General features: G+C 66.4%; 29 protein-coding genes and 1 other annotated feature. Of the genes, 15 read left to right on the plus strand and 14 right to left on the minus strand.

The genetic code is table 11. From position 1 onward, the window contains the following. Positions 1-35 precede the first annotated feature (35 nt). Positions 36-1,124: an oxygenase MpaB family protein gene (locus EOD43_RS05730; RefSeq protein WP_206363491.1), complete on the plus strand. Its 1,089-nt coding sequence runs from the start codon at positions 36-38 to the stop codon at positions 1,122-1,124. Here EOD43_RS05730 and EOD43_RS05735 read toward each other — a convergent pair. Both EOD43_RS05735 and EOD43_RS05740 read right to left on the minus strand, forming a co-directional pair. After that, positions 1,121-1,909, minus strand: a complete 789-nt coding sequence (locus tag EOD43_RS05735) for an SDR family NAD(P)-dependent oxidoreductase (RefSeq protein WP_127741920.1) — start codon at positions 1,907-1,909, stop codon at positions 1,121-1,123. The genes EOD43_RS05730 and EOD43_RS05735 overlap by 4 nt on opposite strands. 77 nt (positions 1,910-1,986) lie before the next feature. Next, entirely contained in the window at positions 1,987-3,480 is a 1,494-nt protein-coding gene (locus EOD43_RS05740) for a SulP family inorganic anion transporter (RefSeq protein WP_127744642.1), read from the minus strand. A gap of 59 nt (positions 3,481-3,539) precedes the next feature. Further along, positions 3,540-3,595: a sequence feature (sul1 is cis-regulatory element that is thought to sense ions involved in sulfur or methionine metabolism; They are found in Alphaproteobacteria), on the minus strand. A 99-nt stretch (positions 3,596-3,694) separates the two neighbouring features. On the opposite strand from EOD43_RS05740, the gene EOD43_RS05745 reads away from it, so the two are divergent. From EOD43_RS05745 to EOD43_RS05760, 4 genes are read left to right on the plus strand one after another with little or no spacing between them, the layout of a single operon-like run. Beyond that, positions 3,695-4,015 carry an ArsR/SmtB family transcription factor gene (locus EOD43_RS05745; RefSeq protein ID WP_240653095.1) on the plus strand — a complete coding sequence of 107 codons (321 nt, stop codon included), beginning with the start codon at positions 3,695-3,697 and terminating at the stop codon, positions 4,013-4,015. Beyond that, a complete protein-coding gene (locus tag EOD43_RS05750) occupies positions 4,012-4,479 on the plus strand; it encodes an SRPBCC family protein (protein ID WP_127741924.1) in 468 nt (155 codons plus the stop codon). The genes EOD43_RS05745 and EOD43_RS05750 overlap by 4 nt, the downstream gene beginning before the upstream one ends. Positions 4,480-4,493: 14 nt before the next feature. Next, the gene (locus EOD43_RS05755; RefSeq protein ID WP_127741926.1) at positions 4,494-5,264 is read left to right on the plus strand and encodes a DUF899 domain-containing protein; all 771 of its coding nucleotides are present in this window, start codon (positions 4,494-4,496) and stop codon (positions 5,262-5,264) included. A 2-nt stretch (positions 5,265-5,266) separates the two neighbouring features. Further along, on the plus strand, positions 5,267-5,476 hold the full coding sequence (locus EOD43_RS05760; RefSeq protein WP_240653096.1) for a hypothetical protein: 210 nt from the start codon (positions 5,267-5,269) through the stop codon (positions 5,474-5,476). A 2-nt stretch (positions 5,477-5,478) separates the two neighbouring features. Here EOD43_RS05760 and EOD43_RS23560 read toward each other — a convergent pair whose 3' ends face one another. The 9 genes from EOD43_RS23560 to EOD43_RS05805 all read right to left on the minus strand — a co-directional run bounded on the left by EOD43_RS23560 (position 5,479) and on the right by EOD43_RS05805 (position 11,403). Further along, entirely contained in the window at positions 5,479-5,811 is a 333-nt protein-coding gene (locus tag EOD43_RS23560; RefSeq protein WP_164857117.1) for a hypothetical protein, read from the minus strand. Further along, positions 5,799-6,719 (minus strand): SIR2 family protein, encoded by a 921-nt coding sequence (locus EOD43_RS05770; protein ID WP_127741930.1) that lies wholly within the window; start codon positions 6,717-6,719, stop codon positions 5,799-5,801. Before EOD43_RS05770 ends, EOD43_RS23560 begins: the two co-directional genes overlap by 13 nt. Further along, positions 6,710-7,108, minus strand: a complete 399-nt coding sequence (locus EOD43_RS05775) for a GFA family protein (RefSeq protein ID WP_206363566.1) — start codon at positions 7,106-7,108, stop codon at positions 6,710-6,712. Before EOD43_RS05775 ends, EOD43_RS05770 begins: the two co-directional genes overlap by 10 nt. Beyond that, positions 7,105-7,713, minus strand: coding sequence for a DUF938 domain-containing protein (locus EOD43_RS05780; protein ID WP_127741934.1), 609 nt, complete (start codon positions 7,711-7,713; stop codon positions 7,105-7,107). The genes EOD43_RS05775 and EOD43_RS05780 overlap by 4 nt, the downstream gene beginning before the upstream one ends. 32 nt (positions 7,714-7,745) lie before the next feature. Then, complete coding sequence (locus EOD43_RS05785; RefSeq protein WP_127741936.1) at positions 7,746-8,957, minus strand: ammonium transporter; 1,212 nt, start codon at positions 8,955-8,957, stop codon at positions 7,746-7,748. Between the two features lie 236 nt (positions 8,958-9,193). Next, positions 9,194-9,976: a type I methionyl aminopeptidase gene (map, locus tag EOD43_RS05790; protein WP_127741938.1), complete on the minus strand. Its 783-nt coding sequence runs from the start codon at positions 9,974-9,976 to the stop codon at positions 9,194-9,196. Beyond that, a complete protein-coding gene (locus EOD43_RS05795; RefSeq protein WP_127741940.1) occupies positions 9,976-10,185 on the minus strand; it encodes a ParD-like family protein in 210 nt (69 codons plus the stop codon). Before EOD43_RS05795 ends, map begins: the two co-directional genes overlap by 1 nt. A 197-nt stretch (positions 10,186-10,382) precedes the next feature. Beyond that, complete coding sequence (locus EOD43_RS05800) at positions 10,383-10,832, minus strand: ester cyclase (RefSeq protein ID WP_127741942.1); 450 nt, start codon at positions 10,830-10,832, stop codon at positions 10,383-10,385. A gap of 4 nt (positions 10,833-10,836) precedes the next feature. Next, positions 10,837-11,403, minus strand: coding sequence for a helix-turn-helix domain-containing protein (locus tag EOD43_RS05805; RefSeq protein WP_127741944.1), 567 nt, complete (start codon positions 11,401-11,403; stop codon positions 10,837-10,839). 96 nt (positions 11,404-11,499) lie between these two features. Here EOD43_RS05805 and EOD43_RS05810 point away from each other — a divergent pair, with 96 nt between their 5' ends. Beyond that, complete coding sequence (locus EOD43_RS05810; protein ID WP_240653097.1) at positions 11,500-11,997, plus strand: DUF6456 domain-containing protein; 498 nt, start codon at positions 11,500-11,502, stop codon at positions 11,995-11,997. 207 nt (positions 11,998-12,204) lie between these two features. On the opposite strand, the gene EOD43_RS05815 is transcribed toward EOD43_RS05810, so the two are convergent. Then, the gene (locus EOD43_RS05815) at positions 12,205-13,005 is read right to left on the minus strand and encodes a DUF2971 domain-containing protein (RefSeq protein WP_127741946.1); all 801 of its coding nucleotides are present in this window, start codon (positions 13,003-13,005) and stop codon (positions 12,205-12,207) included. A 239-nt stretch (positions 13,006-13,244) separates the two neighbouring features. Here EOD43_RS05815 and EOD43_RS05820 point away from each other — a divergent pair, with 239 nt between their 5' ends. From EOD43_RS05820 to EOD43_RS05835, 4 genes are all read left to right on the plus strand, one after another. After that, entirely contained in the window at positions 13,245-13,976 is a 732-nt protein-coding gene (locus tag EOD43_RS05820; protein ID WP_127744645.1) for a 2OG-Fe dioxygenase family protein, read from the plus strand. A 110-nt stretch (positions 13,977-14,086) separates the two neighbouring features. Then, positions 14,087-14,404 (plus strand): quaternary ammonium compound efflux SMR transporter SugE, encoded by a 318-nt coding sequence (gene sugE, locus EOD43_RS05825; RefSeq protein ID WP_127741948.1) that lies wholly within the window; start codon positions 14,087-14,089, stop codon positions 14,402-14,404. 201 nt (positions 14,405-14,605) lie between these two features. Continuing rightward, entirely contained in the window at positions 14,606-15,952 is a 1,347-nt protein-coding gene (locus tag EOD43_RS05830; RefSeq protein ID WP_127741950.1) for a formylglycine-generating enzyme family protein, read from the plus strand. 12 nt (positions 15,953-15,964) lie between these two features. Continuing rightward, positions 15,965-16,612 carry a glutathione S-transferase family protein gene (locus tag EOD43_RS05835; RefSeq protein WP_127741952.1) on the plus strand — a complete coding sequence of 216 codons (648 nt, stop codon included), beginning with the start codon at positions 15,965-15,967 and terminating at the stop codon, positions 16,610-16,612. Here the strand turns inward: EOD43_RS05835 and EOD43_RS05840 are convergent. Next, entirely contained in the window at positions 16,609-17,019 is a 411-nt protein-coding gene (locus EOD43_RS05840) for a VOC family protein (RefSeq protein ID WP_127741954.1), read from the minus strand. The genes EOD43_RS05835 and EOD43_RS05840 overlap by 4 nt on opposite strands. 147 nt (positions 17,020-17,166) lie before the next feature. Here EOD43_RS05840 and EOD43_RS05845 point away from each other — a divergent pair, with 147 nt between their 5' ends. After that, entirely contained in the window at positions 17,167-18,018 is an 852-nt protein-coding gene (locus tag EOD43_RS05845) for an oxygenase MpaB family protein (RefSeq protein WP_127741956.1), read from the plus strand. A gap of 132 nt (positions 18,019-18,150) precedes the next feature. On the opposite strand, the gene EOD43_RS05850 is transcribed toward EOD43_RS05845, so the two are convergent. Beyond that, entirely contained in the window at positions 18,151-18,906 is a 756-nt protein-coding gene (locus EOD43_RS05850; RefSeq protein ID WP_127741958.1) for a class I SAM-dependent methyltransferase, read from the minus strand. 287 nt (positions 18,907-19,193) lie between these two features. Here EOD43_RS05850 and EOD43_RS05855 point away from each other — a divergent pair, with 287 nt between their 5' ends. From EOD43_RS05855 to EOD43_RS05870, 4 genes are all read left to right on the plus strand, one after another. Then, a complete protein-coding gene (locus EOD43_RS05855) occupies positions 19,194-19,811 on the plus strand; it encodes an SOUL family heme-binding protein (protein WP_127741960.1) in 618 nt (205 codons plus the stop codon). Positions 19,812-20,326: 515 nt separating this feature from the next. After that, positions 20,327-20,752: a hypothetical protein gene (locus EOD43_RS05860; RefSeq protein WP_127741962.1), complete on the plus strand. Its 426-nt coding sequence runs from the start codon at positions 20,327-20,329 to the stop codon at positions 20,750-20,752. Then, positions 20,730-21,302, plus strand: coding sequence for a terminase large subunit domain-containing protein (locus EOD43_RS05865; RefSeq protein ID WP_420822431.1), 573 nt, complete (start codon positions 20,730-20,732; stop codon positions 21,300-21,302). The genes EOD43_RS05860 and EOD43_RS05865 overlap by 23 nt, the downstream gene beginning before the upstream one ends. After that, the gene (locus EOD43_RS05870; protein ID WP_127741964.1) at positions 21,292-22,053 is read left to right on the plus strand and encodes a phage tail protein; all 762 of its coding nucleotides are present in this window, start codon (positions 21,292-21,294) and stop codon (positions 22,051-22,053) included. The genes EOD43_RS05865 and EOD43_RS05870 overlap by 11 nt, the downstream gene beginning before the upstream one ends. Positions 22,054-22,173 lie beyond the last annotated feature (120 nt).

A 22,173-nucleotide genomic window follows, 5' to 3' on the forward strand; every position in this document is an offset into this window, starting at 1 on the left:
CCGGGAATTGAGTCGGGGAGCGGAGGAGAGGGCCAATGAGCACGGCGGAGGCGAACACGCGCGTCGTCGACAATATCCTGTCGACCGAAAAGCTGATGGGGACCGAGCGACGCTGGCGGCGCTTTGGTGAGCCGGTGCCCGCGGGCGCCCCGACCGGGCCGGATGGCGCGCCCGATTACGGGCTGTTCGGGCCGGGCAGCGTGGCGTGGGACGTGCTGCTCCATCCGGCGGTTATCGTGCTGGAGAGCATCGGGCAGTCGCTGATGCAGCTTACCTACAAGCCGATCGCGGCGGGCATCCGCGATCATGATCCGCTGTCGCGCAAGGCGCGCGACGGGACGTTGACCTATTTCGATGCCTTCGAACGGTTCCAGCGCAATTCGGGGATGCATGCGCCGATGTGGCTGGGCGACGGGGCGACCGCGCGCAAGATGGCCGATCACCTGCACCGCGTGCACAAGAGGGTCGCGGGCGACGTGATCGATATCGGCGCGCCCGACCTGGGCGGCTATGCGGCCGCCGAACCGCGCGAGGCGATGTGGGCCGCGCTGACCGAAATGCACCCGATCCTGCGCATGTATGAGGCGTTCGCCTTTCGCGGTTTCTGGCTGCCGCGCCGCCTGCCCAAGGCGAAGCGCGACCAATATGTGCGCGAGGTGGGCGCCTATCTCCGCCTTGTCGGCGCGCCGGAGGCGGAGATTCCGCAGGACATGGCGCAGTTGCGCGCGCTCTACCGCAAATACGACCATCTGTTCGGGCATAGCGACACGATCGACACCATCCCCGCGACCGGCCAGAATTTCCCGCAGCTTTCGGCCGAGACGATGAAGCGCAATTTCCACAAGACGCAGGTTCGCGCGATCCTGCCGCTGATGATCCAGTTCGCGATGTTCAAGCTACCGATCCTGGGCGCGCTGCCCGCAAAGGCGCGGCACAATGCGGGGCTGGGGCCGGTGAAAAGCGCGGTCGCGGTGGCGGCGCGCTATCTGGCGATGCCGCTGTTCTGGCTGCTCCAGCAGGGGCCGTTCGAACGGCGGCTGATGCGGCTGATGTGGGGGCCGGACGGCGTGGCGCTGATCGACAATGCGCGCCGGCTCCACAAGCAGGCGAAGCAGGTGCGTTAACCCGCGTCGCGCAGGTCGGACGCCAGCGGCTGGCGCGCCAGATAGCCGCCGTCGACGCGGTAGCATTCGCCGGTAATGTAGCGCGCGTCGTCGGAGGCGAGGAAGGCGACCATCGCGGCGATGTCGTCGCCCTCGCCGACGAACGGGAGCGCGATGTGGCGCGCGAACATGTCGATATAGCCGGGCATCATCGCGCGCATCCCTTCATCGGCGATCAGGCCGGGGGCGATCGCGTTGCAACGGATGCGCTGATGCCCGTGCTGGGTCGCGACCGACTGGGTGAAGCCCAGGATGCCGGCCTTTGCGGTGGCATAGGCGATGCGTGCGACATCGCCCGCCAGCCCGGCGCACGACGTGGTGTTGATGATCGATCCGCCGCCGCCCGCGATCATGTGCGGGATCGCGTACTTCGCCGCGGCGAAATAACCGCGCAGGCTCACCGCCATGCTGGCGTCCCACAGCTCGAACGATGTGTCGATCGCGGTGCCGTCCCCCTTGCTGGGGAAGGCGGCATTGTTGTGGAGGATGTCGAGCCGCCCGAAGCGATCGATCGTGGCGGCCACCATCGCCTCGACCTGTTTCACGTCAGCCATGTCGCAGGCGAGGCCGATCGCGGCGTCGCCGTGCAGATCGGCCACCGCTTGCGCCGCATCGCCGCGCAGATCGACGACCGCCACCTTCGCACCTTCACCGATCAGCCGCCGCACCACCGCCGATCCGATCCGCCCCGCCCCCGCCGTGACGATCGCGACCTTATTGTTGAGGCGGTTGGGGCAGGGGTTCATGCGGGCTCTCCTTTATGCATTTGCGCGGGAGGATAGCCGGGCAGGCGGCGGGAGCAATGCCGCCGCGCTTTATCCTATCAATGCGGAACCGCGCCCAGCTCCACCCCCGTCTTGTCGTGCAGCGCGAAGCGATCGACGATGTCGGCGCTGGCGCGGTTATAGCCGATCACCTCGACGATCGCCCCGTCGCGGCGCAGGCGGGCGACGACCTTGTCGAGCGCGCCGACGCCCGAAATGTCCCAGAAGTGCGCAGCGGAGACGTCGATCGTCACGATCGCGGCGCCCTCCGGCCCGAAGGCGCGGGTGAAGCGATCGACCGAGGCGAAGAAGATCTCACCCGTCACGCGATAGACGATCGGCCCGCCATTGGCGGCGGCTTCGCGCTCCACCGCGAACATGCGCTGCACCTTGCCGGCGAAGAAGATGCCCGACAGCAGCACGCCGGTCAGCACGCCCAGCGACAGATCGCGCGTCGCGACGACGACGATCACGGTCGCCAGCATCACGATCGACGATGTCGGCGGGTGGCGGCGCAGATTGGGGATCGAGTTCCAGCTGAACGTGCCGATCGACACCATGATCATCACTGCGACCAGCGCCGGCATCGGCACGCGCCCCACCCAAGGGCCGAGCACCGCGAGCAGGAACAGCAACACCACGCCCGCGGTGAAGGTCGACAGCCGGCTGCGCCCGCCCGAGGTGACGTTGATCACCGACTGGCCGATCATCGCGCAGCCGCCCATGCCGCCGAACAGGGCCGCGACGATGTTCGCCCCGCCTTGCCCCGCGCATTCGACGCGCTTGTCGCTGTCCGTATCGGTCATGTCGTCGACGATCTGCGCGGTCAGCAGGGATTCGAGCAGGCCCACCGCCGCCATTGCCAGCGAATAAGGCAGGATGATGCGCAGCGTCTCCAGCGTCAGCGGCACCTGCGGCAGCGCGAAGCCGGGCAGGCCATCGGGCAACTTGCCCATATCGCCGACCGTGTTGACCGGCAGGCCCATACCGATGCTGATCGCGCTCAGCACGAGGATCGCGACCAGCGGGGAGGGGACGGCGGTGGTGAGGCGCGGCAGCGCGTAGATGATAGCGAGGCCGCCCGCGATCATCGCATAAGTGTGCCACGTCACGCCGGTCAGCTGCGGCAGCTGCGCCATGAAGATCAGGATGGCGAGCGCGTTGACGAACCCGGTGATCACCGATCGCGACACGAACTGCATCACCAGATTGAGCCGCAACAGCCCTGCCGCGATCTGGATCAGGCCCATCAGGATGGTCGCGGCGAAGAGATATTCGACGCCATGATCGCGCACCAGCGGGCCGACAAGGACGGCGACGGCGGCGGTCGCGGCGGAGATCATGCCCGGCCGCCCGCCGATGAAAGCGATCATGATCGCGATCGCGACCGATGCGTAGAGGCCGACGCGCGGATCGACCCCGGCGATGATCGAAAAGCCGATCGCTTCGGGAATGAGCGCGAGCGCGACGACGATGCCGGCGAGGATATCGCGGCGGGCACCATCGGCGGTGCCGAACCACTGGCGGCGATAGGAGGACGACAGGAAGGGCATGGGATTGTCCACATCAAGGCACATGGCGCACGCAGGGCGCTGAGAGGTTGCATGTGTGATGTTGTCCGGCGGATCGGCGGCCGGAATAGCCATCCGGAATTGCACCGGATCCTTGCGAATGAAGGCTTCTTAGGCGGGCGGGGCGGCGGAGGCAACCAGGTGCATATCCATTAGTTTTGACTAATATATTAGCAAATGCTAATCGATTCGTATGATGCAAACCCAGATCGATACCGTGCTGCGCGCGCTTGCCGATCCCACGCGGCGCGCGGTGTTCGAACGCCTCATGCGTTCCGAACTCAACGTCGCCGAACTGACCGCGACGAGCGGGGTGACGCAGGGCGCGGTGTCGCAGCATCTGCGGCACCTCAAGCAGGCCGGGCTGGCGGTGGAGCGGCCCGACGGCCGCCGGACCTTCTATCGCGCACGGCCCGAGGGGCTGACGCCGCTGTTCGACTGGCTGAGCCATTACGAGACATTCTGGCGCGAAGGCTTTGCCGAGCTGCGCGCCCTGCTGAAGGAGATCGATCCGTGACCGATGTGAACGTGCAGGCCGCAACCCGCGAGATCGTGGTCGACGAGGTGTTTCCGCATTCGCCAGAGACGATCTGGGCGGCGCTGATCCGGCCCGATCTGATGGCGCGCTGGCTGCGGATGACGCCGGTGGGGTTCGAACCGGTCGTCGGCAATCGCTTCACCTATCAGACGAGCGCGGCGGGCGAATGGGACGGGACGATCCAGTGCGAGGTCGTCGAAGTCGTGCCCAATCGCTGCCTGGCCTATAGCTGGCGGGGCGGGCATGCGGACAATGTCGGCTATGGTTCGCTGCTCGACACCGTCGTGTCGCTGACGCTGGAGCCGCAGGCGGATGGCACGCGGCTGCGCGTCGTCCATTCGGGCTTCGTCCTGCCGCGCAACGAGACCGCTTATACCAATATGAGCGGCGGCTGGATCGGCGTGGTTGCGCGGATCGGCGAGATTTCCGGCGAACAGAGCTGAGCGGGGGCGCGATCATGCAGCACGATCTTCCGGCCAATCATCCGCCCATCGTCTCCCCGGAGGCGTGGCGCGAGGCGCGCGCCGCGATGCTGATCAAGGAAAAGGCGCATGTCCGCGCCCGCGACGCGCTGGCCGCCGAACGCCGCCGCATGCCGTGGATGGCGATCGAAAAGGATTACAGGTTCGAAGGGCCGGACGGACCGGTCAGCCTGCTCGATCTGTTCGCGGGGCGGCGGCAGCTGATCGTCTATCGCGCCTTCTTCGAACCCGGCGTATTCGGCTGGCCGGATCATGCTTGCCGCGGATGTTCGATGGTGGCCGATCAGGTATCGAACCTGACCCATCTGCATCAGCGCGACACCACATTGGTCTATGCCTCACGCGCGCCGCAGCCCGATATCGCGCGGCTCAAGGCGCGCATGGGGTGGGGGCAGATCCCCTGGTACACGATCACCGACGCTTTCGACGCGGACTTCGGCGTCGACGAATGGCACGGGCACAATGTGTTCATCCGCGATGGCGACGCGATCTTCCGCACCTATTTCATCGACAATCGCGGTGACGAAGCGATGGGCACCTTGTGGAGCTACCTCGATCTCACGCCGCTGGGTCGGCAGGAAATCTGGGAGGATTCGCCCGAAGGCTATCCGCAGGACCGCCCGTACAAATGGTGGAACTGGCACGACAATTATGTCGCGGAGCCGGCCGTCGACGCGACCTGGGCGGAGATTTCGGACGCGGGCGAAGCCGCCTTCCGCGATCCCGCCGCCCCGCCCAAGGCATGACGATGGCGCGCTGGCTGAAACTGGCGGCCAGCCCGGTCTTCGCGCTGATGGCATTGGCGAACGCGCTGGCCGGGCCGGGCGTGGCGGCCCTGTGTTCGGCCTCCGCCATCGCGCCGATCGGCAGCATGACGACGATGTATGCGCTGATGGCCTTATTCCACGCGCCGCCGTGGCTCGGATTGTTTGCCGCGGGCAGGCCGAACGGCGGGTAAGCTCACTCGCAATCGTATTTCGCCGTGATGTCCTTGCAGCTTTGGTCGGTCTCCGGTTTGTCCTTTGCCGCGCGCCACATCTTCACGCTGTCGGCGATCTGCTTTTCCCAGGGGGCGCGGATGGTGTCGGGGGCGCCGGCGTCGATCGTCTGTTGGAGGCAGGCGCGCATCGCTTTGGCCGCGCCCTGACAGGCGGGGGAGAGGCCGGCGAGGTCGGGCGTCGGATCGGCGGCCAGCGCGGGGGCGGTGGCGATGAGCAGGGAGGCCGCGAGGGCGGCGGTGAGCGGTCGCATCGTGGCTCCTTTGCCGGGCGCGCGGGTGGTCAGATGCGCCACGCCGCCTCTCCATAAATGGCGTCATAATCGTCGGTGGCGATGGTGGTGATGCCGATCGATTCGAGGAAGAAATATTTGGCGCGGTCGTCGGGCGAGGCCTCGCTTGCCGGGTGGACATACCAGGCGGGTTTGCGGCGATCGGGGAAGCGGCGGAAGTAACGCGCGCGCTCGATCAGGAGCCAGCGCAGGAACACCTCCTGCGTGCCGAGTTGCAGGCCGAAGATCAGCAGCGGCATGGTGAAGACGATGTGCAGCCACGAATGGCGGCCGCGCCAGTGCGCGACGTCGCCCTTGCCGAACAGCCCGTTGCGTCCGCGCAGCCACGATTGGGCGCGGGCGACGGCGTCCATATAGTGGACGAGGCCGAGGCGGATGCTGCGGATGTGGGTGATGAAGCCGTTGATGTGCCAGATGCCGAAACGGTCACACGGGTTCGCCATGCGGGCGTGGGCGAAGTATTTCTCCCACGGATAATAGTCGGTCGGCCGCTTCAGCCCGCCGCGCGGTTCGAACATGGTGCGCAGCCGCGCGCCCGCCGCGTCCGACAGGATCGTGTCGAAATTGGTGGTCAGGATCGGCGCATTGTGCGCCGCCGCCCAGGCAGTGATCCGATGGTGATGCGGCGCGGGGGACCAGCCGGCCATCGATGCGCAGAACTCGCGCTGAAGCGTCTGCGGGGTCGCGTCGGGCGGGAGCTTGAGGTCGATCAGGTCGTACAGTTCGGTCAGCGCGAAGCGGGCGGCGTGATCGGCCGACGCGAGGCCGTGGCGCGCGGCCATGCGCTGGATCATCGCATTCCAGTCGGTGCCCGTATCGGCGGCGTCGTAGCGATGGATGCCGTTGCCGATCACCAGCGCGATCGGCCCGTCATTGTCGATCCGCGAGAGGAAGCCGGCGGTCAGCCCCAATGCTCCATCGGCAGATCGCCCGCGTTGAACGCCCACGAATGGCGGCGATCGTCGTACACCGAGACGGAAGGGGGCGGGAAGGCGGGGTCGGCGAAGGCGCCGACGGCGACGTAGATTATGTCGGGCGCGGCATCCGGAACCCAGCAGACGGTCGATCCGCAGGTGGGGCAGAAGTGGAAGCTGGCGGTGGTGCCCTCATCCCCCGTGCGGCTCCACGTCGCGGAGGGGCCGGTGATCGTCACGGCCGCGCGCGGGAAGCGGGCTTGCGCCGCGAAGATGCTGCCGGTGCGCTTCTGGCAGTCGAGGCAGTGGCAGATCGAGACGCGGACGGGTTCGCCGGCGCACGCGACCGTGAGTTGCCCGCAACTGCAGGCGGCAAGGCGCGTCACGCGCTTCTCCGGAACACGACCGACAGGTTGTTCGCGGGCATCGCGAAGAACACCATGTGGCGGAAACCCGCGGCCAGCGCGGCGCGCTCGACCTCGGCCAGATCGCGCAGCCCCCATTCGGGATTGCGCGCGCGCAGATCGGCATCGAAGGCGATGTTGCTGGGGGCGGTCTCCACGCCATCGCGGATGAACGGGCCGTAGAGGACGAGCGGGGCGCCGGCCGGGAGCAGTTCGGCGGCGTGGCGGAGCAGGCCGAGCGTCGCGGCCCAGGGGCTGATGTGGATCATGTTGACCGCGACGATCGCGTCGGCCCGGTCGATCGGCCAGCTTTCGGCCGCCGCATCGATATCGAGCGGCGCCAGGATGTTGGGCGTGCCTTCCGCCACGATCCAGTCGGCGATCGAGGCGCGCGCCTCGGGCGAGGGATCGGACGGCTGCCACGTCAGCCCGGCCAGCCCCGCCGCGAAGTGGATGACATGTTCGCCCGTGCCGCTGGCGATTTCGACGACCGTGCCCGTTGGCGGCATCACCGCCGTCAGAACCTCGAGGATCGGCGCGCGGTTGCGAAGCGCGGACGGGCTGGTGCGGCGGGCGTCGGTGCTCATGCGCCCTTCATGGCGCACGAGCATGGGCCGGATCAATCGAACTCGTAGGCGCGTTCGCCGTGGAGGCTGAGGTCGAGCCCGTCATGCTCGGCCTCCGCATCGACGCGCATCGGCAGGAACAGCCCGGCGACGAAGGCGATGAGCCAGGTCAGCACCGCCGACCAGAGTGCTACGACCGCGATGGCGAGCGCCTGCACCCCCAGTTGCGGCACCACATCGAGCCCGGCGGGCGACGTGCCGCCGAGCATCGGCTGCGCGAGGATCGCGAGCAGCAGCGACCCCAGCATCCCGCCGACGCCGTGGACCGCGAAGACATCGAGCGAGTCGTCGATCTTCCAGCGATGCTTGACCAGCATCACGGCCACGAAGCAGACGAGCGACCCCGCGACGCCCAGCGCGGCCGCCGCGGTGGGCGAGACCCAGCCGGCCGCCGGCGTGATCGTGGCGAGGCCGGCAATCGCGCCGGTGACGAGGCCGATCGAGGTCGGCTTGCCGATCTTCACCTTCTCGATCGCTGCCCAGGTGAGCGCGGCGGCGCTGGCGGCCAGATGCGTGGCGAGCAGCGCATTGCCCGCCGTGCCGTCCGCCACCAGAGCCGATCCGCCGTTGAAGCCGAACCAGCCGACCCACAGCATGCCGGCGCCGATCATCGTCATCGCCGCGCTGTGCGGCGGGATCAGCGACTGGGGGAAGCCGCGGCGCGGGCCGATCATCATCGCCAGCACCAGCGCCGAAATGCCCGCCGTCGTATGCACCACGATGCCGCCCGCAAAATCGCGCACGCCCATCGCCGCCAGCCAGCCATTGCCCCAGATCCAGTGCGCGGCGGGCACATAGACCAGCACGATCCACAAAGCCGAAAACGCCATCATCCAGCCGAAGCGCACGCGTTCGGGGAAAGCGCCGACGATCAGCGCCGGGGTGATGACCGCGAAGGTCATCTGATACAGCGCGAAGATGTTTTCGGGGACGGCGAGGCCGTCGCGTACCGGCGCGAGGTTTGCCAGGCCGATTGCGGACAGATCGCCGATCCACGCGCCGTCCCCCCGGAAGACGAGGCTGTAGGCGCCGGCGAACCAGAGAAGCGAGGCGAGGCCGGTCAGCGCGAAGCAGTGCATCAGCACGGAGAGGAAGTTCTTCGCGCGGACGAGGCCGCCATAGAACAAGGCGAGGCCCGGCAGCGTCATGAACAGGACGAGCGCGGAGCTGCTGATCAGCAGGGCGGTGTCGGCCTTGTCGATCATGCGTCGATCCGACCCGTAGAGCTAAACATCGCTGGCATCCCCCATGCACATTTTGTGCGGCTGCTAACGGGGGGAAGCAGGTGGCGCAACAGCAGAAGAAGGATTTGCGCTCAATCTCTTACGTCACCCCGGACTTGATCCGGGCTCCCGCTTCTTCTGGCTTCACAGCCTTTCCTGAGAGGGCGTAAAAGTAAGAAGCGGGACCCCGGGTCAAGCCCGGGGTGACGGATGGAAAGTCAGGCCGCCAGCCGTGCCAGCCACGGGGTTTCGTCGCGGCGCAGGGTGAGGATTTCGACGCCGGTGGCGGTGACGGCGACGCTATGTTCGAACTGGGCCGAAAGCTTGCGATCGTTGGTCACGACCGTCCAGCCGTCCTCCTCGACCGAAACCTTGCGTGTGCCCTCATTGAGCATCGGCTCGATCGTGAAGACCATGCCTTCGCGCAGGCGCATCCCCGTGCCCGGCCGGCCGAAATGGAGGACTTCGGGCTTTTCGTGCATCTCGCGCCCGATGCCGTGGCCGCAATATTCGCGGACGACCGAATAGCCGTGCTTCTTGGCATGCCGTTCGATCGCGGCGCCGATATCGCCAAGGCAGGCGCCGGGGCGGACCTGCGCGATCCCTTTCCACAACGCCTCCTGCGTCACCTTCACGAGGCGGCGGGCGGCGGGGGAGGCGGTGCCGACAATGTAGGTCTTGCTCGAATCCGCGATGAAGCCGTTCTTTTCCAGCGTGATATCGAGGTTGATGATGTCGCCGTCGCGGATCATCCGCGCCGCATCGGGCACGCCGTGGCATACGACATGGTTGATCGAGCAGTTGAGCACATATTTGAAGCCATACTGCCCCTTGCTGGCGGGGCGGGCGGCGAGATCGACGGTGATGAAGCGATCGACCAGATCGTTGACCGCCATCGTCGACAGGCCGGCCAGATCCTGCCCATCAAGCATTTCGAACACGCTGGCGAGCAGCCGGCCGGAGATGCGCATCAGCGCGATTTCGTCGGGCGTCTTGACCATCAGGCGGTGATCAACGCGTCCGTGAGATGCACGTTCGCGGCGCCCAGTTGCATGCGAACGATCTCATTGAAGCTCAGCGTCGGATGCGCTTCGGCCAGCATGCCGATCTTCATCCAATATTCGGCCTGCGCGTTGATCGACCGGCACATCACGCTGGATGCGCGGCGGATATCCTCGTGTAGATCCTCGTCGATTTTCACGATGCCCATATGCGCCTCCCGATATACGGATCGTATATGGTTCGTGTATCGGAAGGTCAATTCCCCCATCTCGTCTCCCCACTCGTCATTGCGAGCGGAGCGAAGCAATCCAGGCCCGCACTGGAGAGGCTCGCGACCTACCTCAAGTGCGGGCCTGGATTGCCGCGTCGCCTGCGGCTCCTCGCAATGACGAGTGGGGAGACGAGTTAGGGGTTCGACGACGCCTGGTTCGCGTGCAGCTGCTGATAGACGCCCAGCCGATCGGTGATCTGCCAGTGGCTGGTCAGCCGATCGTCGGCGTCGAAGGCATAGACGGTCGCGCCTGACATGCGGATCGGCTTGCCGGTCGCGGGGAAGCCGGGGATGTCGCCCTGGTGCGTGGCGGACCACAGCCACGTCATCACCACGCTGTCGCCATCTTCGAACAGCCCCTGAATGTCGAAACGCTGATCGGGAAAGGCGGCGCGCGACTGGCGTACGCGATCCTTGAAGCCATCGAGATCGAGGACGGCGCCGTCCCACGGATCGCCCGGATCGTGGCGGATCGTATAGACCGGCGCGACATAGGCGTCGGCCGCGTCCGCATCGCCTTCATCCCACACATCGCGGATGAAGCAAGCGAGGCGTTCTTTACGATTATTGGCCTTGCGGTTCATCGCCTCAGCGCATGTCGCGCACGAGGCGCGTCGCGACGGCGAGCCACGGGGCGTTGTCGACGACCTGCTGGCGCGTGCCGGGGCCGGGGGGCAGGATCTGGAGCCTGGCGCCCTCGCGGCCGATCAGACGGCCGAAGACGAAGCGGCCCGCCGGGCGGGGGACCAGCACGTCGCGGTTGAGCGCGGCGCCGAAATCGTCGGGCGCGACGCGATCGCACCACAATACGTCGCCGTGGCGATAATCGCCGAAGCTGGCCGACACGGTGATCGCGACCGCGCCCTCCTCCGGATGCGGCGGGGTGATCGTCTGCGGATGGCGCGGGGCGACGGCGCCGTCGGGCGACAGGATCGCGGCGACGGGCAGGTCCGCGCGATCGGGCAGCTTGACCAGTTCGGCGGCCTCGACCCCCAGCGCCTTGGCGATCCGGTTGAGCCAGCCGACCGAGACGGTGCGGGTACCGGTTTCGAGCCGGCCGATCGTCTGCGCGGTGGTGGGCGGGACGCAGGCATCGGCGACGTCCTGCAGCGTCATGCCCTTGGCGCGGCGAACCTCGCGGATGCAGGTGATCATGTCTGGGCTCCATTAAACCAATTTGGTTATGCTCTGTCCTACAGATGCGCCGCGATGGCAAGTGTAAATTCGTCGATTCGCACGAAGGAGGCACGCATGGCGGGACGGTTGATCGAGGAGAGGCGGCTGGAGCCGGGGATCGGCGCGGTGCGCGCACGCGAAGGCGCGCCGCGCGGTCGCACGGTGAGCGTGAACGCGGCGGAATCGCCGCTCGGCTGGCTGTTCGCGCGGGGGCTGGTGAGCGAGCGGCAATATCTGGCGGGGGAGCGGCTGCGCGCCGACTATGAGATGGCCGGCTTCGGCCCGCGTGTGACGATGCGCTGGGATGCAGGGCCTTCGGGCGGCGGACGACGCGGGCCCCCGCGCGGCGCCGACCCGACGACCGCGATGATCGACGCCAAACGCCGCTTCGAAGCGGCCGTGGCGGCGGCAGGCGGTGGCCTCAGCGACATCCTCTGGCGCGTGGTGTGTGCGGGCGAGGGGATCGAGGCAGCGGAAAAGGCGCTCGGCTGGCCCCGGCGCGCGGGCAAGCTGGTGCTGGGCATGGGGCTGGATCGGGTGGCGGATTATTATCGGATCGCCGGGGCGGGGTGAGGGCCGTCATATCCCCTCGTCATTGCGAGGAGCGGAAGGCGACGTGGCAATCCATTCCGAAATGCGGAGTGGATTGCTTCGCTACGCTCGCAATGACGAGGATGGGTGGAAAGCGGTCATTGCGCTATCAAGATACTAACGTCAGCTCCGCGTTCTAAAACTAGATGTATGACCATTCAGCCGGTTGTATCGAAGACCGCCATTTGTCTAAACTTCTACTATCTGAACATTGAACGAACGAGCATCGTCCACAGCCTGATAAAACTTTGGTTCGAAGCCACCTTCGCCACAAAGGGCACGCAACCGGTCTCGATCAAGCTGAGGCATCGCCATTCCGAAGACGATCCCAGTAAGTGCTTTTGGGTTGAATTTGTGCAGACCGGGTCGACCAATCCGAGTGATTCTCCATTCCTGTTCGTATTTCCAATCACGCGCTTTACTAAGCAGCACGACATACATGTTGCGTTCGTCGCGCGAACCAGGATCGATAAGCGGTCGCTTGTGGACATATCGCACCCGTTGAGCTTCGCCGATGAAGGTGTCCGAGTAGTCAAATCTGACCGCGAAGCCAGTGTGATTTTTTGCGTAGTGGCTCCACATGAGTACGGAATCGACGCGCGCTGACAGGCAGTAGACTGCCATCACTTCTCGATGCTCTTTAAACGCATCGCGTGCGCCAAGCTGAAACTCAGGTGTTCCAACCAACGAGAAGTCAAAGCACGTGACACGGCGTTCGACCTCAGCCGCACAATCCGCGTCGGTCACGTCCGGCGTCTCGCTTCGAATGTGACGCTCGAAAAGCATCTTGGCGCGGTCGGGCGTGAATGCAGTGTAGATGGCTGGCAAACAGTCAAACGGATCGTTCAGTTTGTGAGCTGCCTGAAAAAACAACTTATGGCCTACGAGTAAGTCTCGAAGGTAAGATTCTTCTTGAGTGCCTTCGCCAGGCATCGCCCAAAATTTATAGAGCGCGGTCGGATTTCCGTCGAATGTGACGGTGATAGTCAACAGTTTGCTCCTATCGAGTTTCACCTACGTTAAACTATAATTAGACGACCACAATTGGGGCGTAGGCCGTCGTCCCCCACCACCGTCACCCCGGGCTTGACCCGGGGTCCAGCTTCTTCCTTCTTCACCAGCGCCGGGCAAGGCAGCTGGACCCCGGGTCAAGCCCGGGGTGACGGGTGGGGAGGTTGGTCGCAAAACCTCACACGCATACCTATCTGCGCGGCAGGAGGGTGTTCGCATTGGAAAATCATTGCGTTGTCGATGTCGCCGGGGAGCTGGCCGATCGGGGTTTCGTCCATCTGCCCGCGCCGGCGTTGCAGCGCCTGATCGGATGGGGCGAGGGCGACTGGGTCGAGTTTGCGGCGTCTTGGGATCGGCTGGGCGAGGATCGCTATATGGCCGATGGCGGGCGATATCGGCGCAGGCGGCATGCGAGTTTCGGGGCGCGGGGCGGCGATGTGGTTCGCAAGGCGCACCAGCCGCATTATCAGAGCCGCGACTATAACCCGCTGAACGGCGACGTGCAGCGCTGGTTCGACGCGGTGGAGGGGGCGATCGCGCAGGGGCCGGTCGTGCGGTCGATCTTCGGTCGCCTGACGCCCCTGTTCGCCGCGCTCGACGCGCGGGCGGCGGATGCGGCGTGGCATAGCGAGATGCACCAGTTCCGGATCGAGACGTCACCCGCCGAAATCGGCCGCCCGACGCCCGAGGGGCTGCACCGCGACGGGGTCGACTGGGTGTTGGTGATGCTGATCGCGCGCGAGAATGTGACCGAGGGTGTGACCGAAATCGGCGACGCGGACGGGCGATCGATCGGGCGCTTCACGCTCAGCCATCCGGGCGACGCGGTGCTGCTCGACGATCGGCGCATCCGGCATGGCGTGACGCCGATCCGCACGCTGATGGAGGGGATGCCCGCCTGGCGCGATGCTCTGGTCGTCACATGGAGAGCCGAAGCCGCCGGCGGTTGACCGGCAGCGCCCTTATTCCTAGATCGGCGGCGCGGAGACCACGTTCCCGTGCCCGAACCACGGGCGTTCAAGACCGGGACGGCCCGGCAGCCCTGAAAAAGGAGGCTGTCATGGCATGGGCCATTCTTATCGTCGCCGGTCTGTTCGAAATCGTCTGGGCGTCTGCAATGAAGCAATCGCAGGGCTTTACCCGGCTGGTGCCGTCGATCGTGACGATCGCGGCGATGCTGGTGAGTTTCGGGATGCTTTCGTGGTCGATGCGGTCGCTGCCGCTGGGTACGGCCTATACGGTGTGGACCGGGATCGGCGCGGTCGGCGCGTTCGCGGTGGGCATCATCGCACTGGGCGAGGCGGCGACGCCGATCCGGCTGGCGGCCGCCGCGATGATCGTAAGCGGGCTGGTGATGATGAAGCTGGCCGAAGGTTGAAAGCGGGCGAGGCCCCCCGTGTCCTTCCCGGGATCGCGCCTTGTGACGCAATATGTGCGGAGGGCCTCGCCGCGATTGTTCCGCCGAACGTGCACTAACGCAAGTTAGTTTCGCCGGAGATGCGCACAAATCCGCCATGTCGATATCGGCTTTCCTCCAATCGCGGTTCGGCTAGGGTCGGGCGCGTTGAATGGGGGACATATGGCGAAGTATCTGCGCGTGCTGTTGCTTATGTGGGCTGCGATCACGGCGTCCGTTTCCGCTTATGCGCAGGATGCCGCGCCGGTGCGCAAAATCGTCAGCGGACAGCCTCTGGTCCTGAACTCGCGCACCATGCCATTCGATCACCCGCGCGACCCGATCTACTGCATGCAGATCGATACCCAGCCGGGGCAGGTGTGGGAGCTCAAGATCCTGCAAGGGACGCTCCTTTCGATCAATCCGCTCATGTATTTCTATTTCCATATCGGCGCGACGCCGGGGGCCGAGTGCAAGCTCGATACATTCGCGATTAAAGGAGAAGGGGCGCTTACCTACGAAACGGTGCAGAAGGGGTGGCAGTCGACGCGCCGCTTCGTCGCGGGCGGCGGCCCTTATCTGGTGGTCGCCAGATCCGCGCATTATGTGCCGGCGACCAAACTCTATTATCAGATTTTGCCCGCAGAGGGCGGCCTGGTGCCGGATTCGTCGCGCAAGGGCTTTCCGATCACCGTGACGGCGACGGTCGTCGGGCAGCAGCCGGACGGATGGGAAATCACGCGTCAGGCGATGGCTTATGTCGATGAGGCAAAGGCGGGAACGGCCTCCGAAACCGCGGCGGCGGATGCGCCCGCGCGCAAGGTCGGCTCCTTCCGCGATTGCGAGGCGACCTGCCCCGAAATGGTCGTGCTGCCGACGGGCGGTTTCCTGATGGGATCGACCTCCGCCGAGGAGGGGCGCAAGGCCGATGAGGGGCCGGTGCGCCGGGTGGCGTTCGCGCGGCCCTTCGCGATCGGGAAATATGAGGTGTCGTTCGACGAATGGGCGGCCTGCGCGAAGGCGGGGCCGTGCCGGACGCTGGCGGCGTCGAACGACGGGCGGCGGCCGGTGGCGAACATAAGCTGGTATGACGCGCGCGCTTATGCCGACTGGCTGAGCAAGTCGACCGGGCAGCGTTATTTCCTGCCGTCCGAAGCCGAATGGGAATATGCGGCGCGGGCCGGAACGACGACGCCGTGGAATACGGGCGATGCGATCATCACCGACGACGCCAATATCCTGGGCCAGTTCAACCAGAGCGTGCCGACCGGCGGCTTTCCGGCCAACGGCTTCGGCGTCCACGACATGCACGGCAATGTCGCCGAATGGGTGATTGATTGCCACGCGGTCGGCTATTTCCGGGCGCCGGCCGATGGCAGCGCGATCGTGATGCCGAACTGCGCCGATCGTGTGGTGCGCGGCGGCAGCTATGCAAGCGATCCGGCGGCGGCGCGATCGGCCGCGCGCAAAGCGGCGGCGCCGCTGACGACATCGCCCGAAATCGGGTTTCGCGTCGCGCGGGCGCTTTAGGAGGAGCGGCAGATGATCACCGTCTGGGGCGAGGGCCGGGGCTTTCGGGTCGTCTGGATGCTGGAGGAGATGGGGCTGCCCTATCGCCTGCGCGACGTCGATCTGCTCAAGGGTGTCGAGAATGATACCGCGTTCCTGGCGATCAATCCGGCGGGGTTCATTCCCGCGCTGCAGGATGGCGATATGGTGATGGTCGAATCCATTGCGATCATCGAATATCTGGCGGCGCGATACGGGCCGACGCCGCTGGCTATGGGGCCGGGCGATCCGGGATTCGGCGCCTATCTGCAATATCTGCACATGGGCGAAGCGGGGCTGGCCGGGCCGACCTATATCAGCACCGTAAGCCGGATGATGGCGCCCGAGGGCGAGAAGGACAATTGGGGCGCGCGGCTGGGCATGACCGTCTTCGAAAGCCGGCTGGGGCTGGTGACGCGCCAGCTGGAGAGTGCGCCTTATATGGCGGGCGATCGCTTCACCGCGGCCGACATTTCGGTGACCTACGCGCTGCAATTCGCCGAGCGGACGGCGGGCTACACGCTGACGGGCGCGGCGCGCGATTATGTGGCGCGGACGACGGCGCGCGAGGGATATGCGCGCGCTATGGATGGGTGCCCGGCGACGAAGGCGTGGGTGGCGAGTTTGGCGGCGGAGGCTTAGCCGTCGACAATCGCGATATCGACCCCGGTGGCGCGATAATGCGCGAGGCGTGAGGCGAGGCTGCCGGCGTGAAGTTCCAGCCGGTGCTCATCAGGATCGAGGAAGTAGAGCGAGGCGCCCTCGCTGCGATTGTCCTTCCAGATCGGTGCGGCGGCGCGGATACGCGTGGCGAGCGCATCGAAATCGTCGGGCGCAACGTCGAACGCGTAGTGGGTATAGTCGGTGCGCGATGCCTGCGTGGCGGTGGGGTCGAGCGAGAGGCAGAGCCACAGGCTTCCTGCCTCCAGATAGGCGCCCTCCGCCCAGCGGGCGCGCAGCGCGAGGCCGAGCAGATCGCGGTAGAAATCGACCGCGCGATCGAGATCGGCGACCGTGAGGGTGAGGTGGTTGAGGCCGCGGATTGTCATGCGCCCGTCGTCGCATTTTCGCTTCGTCATTGCGAGCGTAGCGAAGCAATCCAGTCCGCAGTTCGGAGTGGATTGCCGCGTCGCCTGCGGCTCCTCGCAATGACGATGGGGGTGGAACCTCGGGGCCGCATCCCCATTTAATGATCTATGTTGGATCATATTCGCGCGCTGATGGCCCCGCCCGCGGGGATGGATTTCGATTTTGCCGAGCCGAAGGGGGAGGCGGCGCTGGTGCTCGCGGACTCCATATCCTGGGCGATCTTCCGCAATCCGGTGACCTTGTTCATCGGGGGCGTGGCGGCGGTGGTGCTGGAGCTGGCGGAGCCTTCGGTGCGGACGGGCGTGTGGGAGCATAGTTCGTTCCGGCGCGATCCGGTGGGGCGGCTGAAACGCACCGGCTTTGCGGCGATGATGACGGTGTACGGGCCGAAAAGCGCGGCCGAGGCGATGATCGCGCATGTCGTGGCGATGCACGACAAGGTGCGCGGCGAGACGCCCGACGGCACCCCCTATCACGCCAATGACGTGCGGCTGCTCAATTGGGTGCAGGCGACCGCGTCCTTCGGATTCATCGAGGCCTATTCGGTGTTCGCGCGGCCGTTGAGCCGGGCGGAGGTGTCGCAGGCGTTCGCCGAAGGGGCGGGCGCGGCGCGGCTTTATGGCGCGGCGGGGGCGCCGATGTCGGTCGATGCGTGGGAGGCGATGCTGGCCGAGACGCTGCCGGGGCTGGAGGGATCGGCGATCCTGCACGAATTTCTGACGATGATGGGGGATGCGCCGCTGCTGCCCAGGCCGACCCGGCCGGTGCAGAAGATGCTGGTGCGTGCGGCGGTCGATCTGGTGCCGGGCGAGGTGCGCGCACGGATCGGGCTGAGTGCGCCGCGCTACGGATTGAGCGCGGTGGAGAGGCAGGTGGTGAAGGTGATGGCGTGGGCGGCCGAGCGCGCCCCGATGCCCGGCGCGCCGCCGGTGGAAGCGGCGCGGCGGGTTTCTGCTTAGATCCTCCCCCGGAGGGGGAGGGGGACCGCGCAGCGGTGGAGGGGTAGTCTCCACAGGCGAAGCCTTCGCTGCCGGCCAATACCTCTCCACCACCCTTCGGGCGGTCCCCCTCTCCCTCCGGGAGAGGATTGATTAAGCAGGCTTTTTGAAGCGGAAGACGAAGCGGTCGGTCTTGCCGCGGACGGCGGGGTCGAAGACGAGTTTGGCGTGATCGTCCGCGCCGGTCATCAGCGCGTTGGATTCGCCATCGAGGACGAAGCCCGCGCGCTGGAAATCGGCCTTCACGATCGCCGGATCGATGCGGTGGAGCTTGTCGACGACCGTCCGCACGTCGCCGCCCGCATCGGCGACATGATCGACGACGCCGACCACGCCACCCGGCCTCATCGCGGCATATAGCCGCTTGAGCGCGTCATCCGGATCGGTGCGGGGATAGTGATATTGTTCCGACTGCCAGTAGAAATCGTGATATTCGAGGTGGAGCAGCGCGAAATCGAAGCTGGCGGGCGCGAACGTTAGCGCGTTCACCTTGCCCTTCTGCAGCCGGACATTGGGTTCGCGGGCGAGCAGTTTTGCCCAGGCGGCGTCCTGCTTGGCGGTGTCGCCATCCTCGGGCGTGGCGTTGATGAAGGCGACGACCGAGCCTTTGGGGCCTACCGATGCCCCAAGAAGCTCCGAATAATAGCCGCCGCCCGCCATCAGATCGAGCGCGCGCTGGCCCGGCTTCACGCCGAAATAGCTGAGGATTTCGACGGGCTTGCGCCCCGCATCGGCGGCGCGGGCATTGTCCGATCGGCCGGGCACGTCGAGGATCTTGGGCGAAACCGCGAGGACGGCATAAGGCGCAGCCGCGATCGCGGTAGCGAGGATGATCGAGCGGATGTTCATGGGGACCCCTCCCTGTTGTTGCGCAGCAGGGGTAACGGGGGTGGGGGCGGGGGCCAATGTCGTTGGTCGTGCGGAACGGTGGTTGGTCGAAAACGTCGAAATCCTCCCCGGGACGGGGAGGTGGCGCCGAAGGCGACGGAGGGGGCTGGCCACAAGCGCTGCGTCCGGCCTCTTGCCCCCTCCACCAGCTTCGCTGGTCCCCCTCCCCGTGCGGGGAGGATCTAGGGAAGCGCCCTTTTCCGGACAAAGTCGGTTGCTAGGCGCCGCGGCGTCCAAGGAGCGTGCAGATGGCGGAAGCGAAGAAGTTCGGTTGGGGAAAGTGGGTTGCGGGCGCGGTCGCGGTGGCGGCGGGCGGGGCGGCCTATCTGTACCTGAAGGAGCGGCAGGCGAAAGCGCCGCGCTTCGAGCTTCTGGCGGGCGAAGGCGCGTTCGAACTGCGCCGTTACCCCGCGATGCTGGCGATCGAAACGATCCAGCATGGTTCGCGGGACCGCGCACTGGGCAACGGCTTCGGCCTGCTTGCCGATTATATGTTCGGCGGCGCGCGAGCGGACAAGGATCAGGATGACGAAATCCCGATCGCGATGCCGATCCTGGCCGAACCGGCGAGCGGCGGCAGCTGGCGCATCCGCTTCCTGCTGCCCGAAGGCATGGCGCGCAAGGACGTGCCCGAGCCGGGCGAGGGGATCGCGATCGTCGAAATCCCGGCGCGCGAAATGGCGGCGGTAAAGGTGAGCGGCAAGCCCAACGACAAATTGTTCGCGGACAAGGCGGCCGAGCTTCTGCGCTGGGTTTCGGCCAAGGCGCGGACGGCGGCGGGCGATGTCGAGCATGCTTATTACAACTCGCCGCTGAAGCCGGGGACGGTGAAGCAGAACGAGATTTTGGTGGGTTTGAGTCTTTGATTCGGCCTCAGACGCCGGGCGGCGCGCATCCGCGCGGCTTGGCTTCCGCGCAATAAGCGCGGGCGGCCGTTCGGCCTTGCGGGCCTGCGGCCCGTTGCAGGACTTCTCCCCGCTTCGTCATTGCGAGCGGAGCGAAGCAATCTAGGCCCGCATGTGAGAGGTTCGCGACGATCTCCAGTGCGGGCCTGGATTGCCGCGTCGCCTTCGGCTCCTCGCAATGACGAGTGGGGCTTTCGCAAGTCCTCCCCCGGAGGGGGAGGGGGACCGCGAAGCGGTGGAGGGGTATTCGCCACAAACGAAACCTCCCCTGCCGGCCAATACCTCTCCACCATCCTGTGGATGGTCCCCCTCTCCCTCCGGGGAGGATTTGGGTATTTCACCAAATCGGTAAAAATCGCTTGACATCGTGACGCTCATCGGGTAGGTGAGTCGCAAGATGAGAAATTGCGTCGAGGGCCGGGGCGTCTCCACACGGAGATGCTGTCCGGCCCTTTTCATTTGCGGGGAGGATGGCTGTGGCGGCGGAGAGCAAGCGCGCAAAGTTTCTGGACGTGCTGGGGCACAGTTTGAACGTGTCGGAGGCGTGCCGGGAGTCGGGGCTGAGTTCGACGACGGTGTATCGGCTGCGGCGCAAGGATGCGGCGTTTCGGGATGGGTGGATGGCGGCGCTGGGTGAGGCTTATGCGCGGCTGGAGACGGAGTTGCTGGGCCGCGCTCTGTTCGGCGTCGAACGCGCGGTGATCCACGGGGGTGAGATCAAATGCTATGTCCGCGAATATTCGGATCGGCTGGGGCTGGCGATGCTGGCGGCCTATCGCGCGCGGATGAAAGATGGCGGATCGATCGAGACCGAGGATGAGATGCGCGCGGCGATCACCGATGAGGTGAAGGCGATCGCGAAGCGGCTGAAGGGCGACGATGACGACGCCGTGTTCGCCTGAGGCCGAAGCCGAGGGCGCGTCGCAGTTCGAACAATGGGCGCGGATGCCGGCGGACGAGAGGATGGCGGCGATCGGGGCGATCAAGCCATGCGATCTGCGCAAGGTGCGATATGGCTGGGGCGTGCGGGCGCGGGCTTCGCAATGCGCGCCAGAGGGCGATTGGCGGCTGTGGCTGATCCTGGCGGGGCGCGGTTTCGGCAAGACGCGGGCGGGGGCGGAATGGGTGCGCGGCGTGGCCGAACGGGACGGCACGGCGCGCATCGCCCTGGTCGCGGCCAGCATTGCCGAAGCGCGCGCGGTGATGGTGGAGGGGCCGAGCGGGCTGCTCAACATCGGCGATCCGACGGCGCGGCCGACCTATGAAAGCTCGCTGCGGCGGCTGAAATGGAAGGGGGGCGCGGAGGCCGCGCTCTATTCGGCGGCGGAGGCGGAGATGCTGCGCGGCCCCCAACACAGCCACGCCTGGGCCGACGAGATCGCCAAATGGCCGAACGCGATCGAGACGTGGGACAATCTGACGAAGCCTGTCGTTCGAACTGGTGGCCGATGAGGGCGCGGTGCCGGTGGCGGCGATCGTGGGCGAACTGGGCGGCGCGGAGGTCGCGGCGAGCGGGGCGGCGAGCGTCGACGGCTATGCGGTGAGCGGCGACAGCGTGCGCGGGGCGATCGAGGCGCTGATGCTGATCGAGCCGATGGGTGCGCGCGATGATGGCGCGGTGCTGCGGCTGGATGCGGCGGGGGCGGCGCCTGTGACGATCGCTGCGGGCGATCTGGGGGCGAACGGCGGTGAGCGGCGGATGGTGCGGCGCGAGGAGGCGGCGCAGGGGGCGGGCAAGCTGCCCGACGAGATCAGCATCACCTATTATGAGCCGGATCGCGACTGGCAGGCGGGCTTGCAGCGCGCGCGGCGGCGGGGTGGCGCGGTGCGGACCGACGCGCGCGAGCTTCCCGCGGCGATGGCGGCGGGGCAGGCGAAGGCGATCGCCGAGCGCGAGCTGGGCCGGGTGTGGACCGAGCGGCGCGGGCTGAAGGTGATGCTGCCGTGGCGTTACCTGGACCTGCGGCCGGGCATGGCCGTGTGGAGCTTGGCCGACGCGCTTTGGGTCTATCGCGTCGATGATGACTGGGCGATCGGCGAGCTGCCGGTGGCGAAGGTCATAATTGGCGGAAATCCGGTATTGGGCGCGCGCAGGCCCGCCATTTCAGACCCAGCGGGCGGCGCGACGATCGACGTTCAGGCGCGCAACGCAATCGTTGGCTTGCTCGATGCCGCACGCGCGCATGGGCTGATTTCCGCATGAGCGAGGCTAAAAAATCACACCCGAAAATTTTTGTGAAATCGACGCAACCCTTTCGATGAACCCGCGTTTCCCGGCTTGTCTGTCGTCGCCAAACAGAGGGGTGGGGCTCATCCTCCCTGA

The organism is Sphingomonas crocodyli (assembly GCF_004005865.1).
Lineage (GTDB): Bacteria > Pseudomonadota > Alphaproteobacteria > Sphingomonadales > Sphingomonadaceae > Rhizorhabdus > Rhizorhabdus crocodyli.

What these genes read in the sequence shown, in the direction of transcription:
- EOD43_RS05845 (WP_127741956.1), top strand. Translation starts at nt 17,167, where the DNA reads ATGTTGGATCATATTCGCGCGCTGATGGCCCCGCCCGCGGGGATGGAT.
- sugE (WP_127741948.1), top strand. Translation starts at nt 14,087, where the DNA reads ATGGCATGGGCCATTCTTATCGTCGCCGGTCTGTTCGAAATCGTCTGG.
- EOD43_RS05835 (WP_127741952.1), top strand. Translation starts at nt 15,965, where the DNA reads ATGATCACCGTCTGGGGCGAGGGCCGGGGCTTTCGGGTCGTCTGGATG.
- EOD43_RS05760 (WP_240653096.1), top strand. Translation starts at nt 5,267, where the DNA reads ATGGCGCGCTGGCTGAAACTGGCGGCCAGCCCGGTCTTCGCGCTGATG.
- EOD43_RS05840 (WP_127741954.1), bottom strand. Translation starts at nt 17,019, where the DNA reads ATGACAATCCGCGGCCTCAACCACCTCACCCTCACGGTCGCCGATCTC.
- EOD43_RS05850 (WP_127741958.1), bottom strand. Translation starts at nt 18,906, where the DNA reads ATGAACATCCGCTCGATCATCCTCGCTACCGCGATCGCGGCTGCGCCT.
- EOD43_RS05740 (WP_127744642.1), bottom strand. Translation starts at nt 3,480, where the DNA reads ATGCCCTTCCTGTCGTCCTCCTATCGCCGCCAGTGGTTCGGCACCGCC.
- EOD43_RS05810 (WP_240653097.1), top strand. Translation starts at nt 11,500, where the DNA reads ATGGCGGGACGGTTGATCGAGGAGAGGCGGCTGGAGCCGGGGATCGGC.
- EOD43_RS05865 (WP_420822431.1), top strand. Translation starts at nt 20,730, where the DNA reads ATGACGACGCCGTGTTCGCCTGAGGCCGAAGCCGAGGGCGCGTCGCAG.
- EOD43_RS05780 (WP_127741934.1), bottom strand. Translation starts at nt 7,713, where the DNA reads ATGAGCACCGACGCCCGCCGCACCAGCCCGTCCGCGCTTCGCAACCGC.
- EOD43_RS05785 (WP_127741936.1), bottom strand. Translation starts at nt 8,957, where the DNA reads ATGATCGACAAGGCCGACACCGCCCTGCTGATCAGCAGCTCCGCGCTC.
- EOD43_RS05805 (WP_127741944.1), bottom strand. Translation starts at nt 11,403, where the DNA reads ATGATCACCTGCATCCGCGAGGTTCGCCGCGCCAAGGGCATGACGCTG.
- EOD43_RS05745 (WP_240653095.1), top strand. Translation starts at nt 3,695, where the DNA reads ATGCAAACCCAGATCGATACCGTGCTGCGCGCGCTTGCCGATCCCACG.
- EOD43_RS05795 (WP_127741940.1), bottom strand. Translation starts at nt 10,185, where the DNA reads ATGGGCATCGTGAAAATCGACGAGGATCTACACGAGGATATCCGCCGC.
- EOD43_RS05755 (WP_127741926.1), top strand. Translation starts at nt 4,494, where the DNA reads ATGCAGCACGATCTTCCGGCCAATCATCCGCCCATCGTCTCCCCGGAG.
- EOD43_RS05800 (WP_127741942.1), bottom strand. Translation starts at nt 10,832, where the DNA reads ATGAACCGCAAGGCCAATAATCGTAAAGAACGCCTCGCTTGCTTCATC.
- EOD43_RS05730 (WP_206363491.1), top strand. Translation starts at nt 36, where the DNA reads ATGAGCACGGCGGAGGCGAACACGCGCGTCGTCGACAATATCCTGTCG.
- EOD43_RS05830 (WP_127741950.1), top strand. Translation starts at nt 14,606, where the DNA reads ATGGCGAAGTATCTGCGCGTGCTGTTGCTTATGTGGGCTGCGATCACG.
- map (WP_127741938.1), bottom strand. Translation starts at nt 9,976, where the DNA reads ATGGTCAAGACGCCCGACGAAATCGCGCTGATGCGCATCTCCGGCCGG.
- EOD43_RS05735 (WP_127741920.1), bottom strand. Translation starts at nt 1,909, where the DNA reads ATGAACCCCTGCCCCAACCGCCTCAACAATAAGGTCGCGATCGTCACG.
- EOD43_RS05855 (WP_127741960.1), top strand. Translation starts at nt 19,194, where the DNA reads ATGGCGGAAGCGAAGAAGTTCGGTTGGGGAAAGTGGGTTGCGGGCGCG.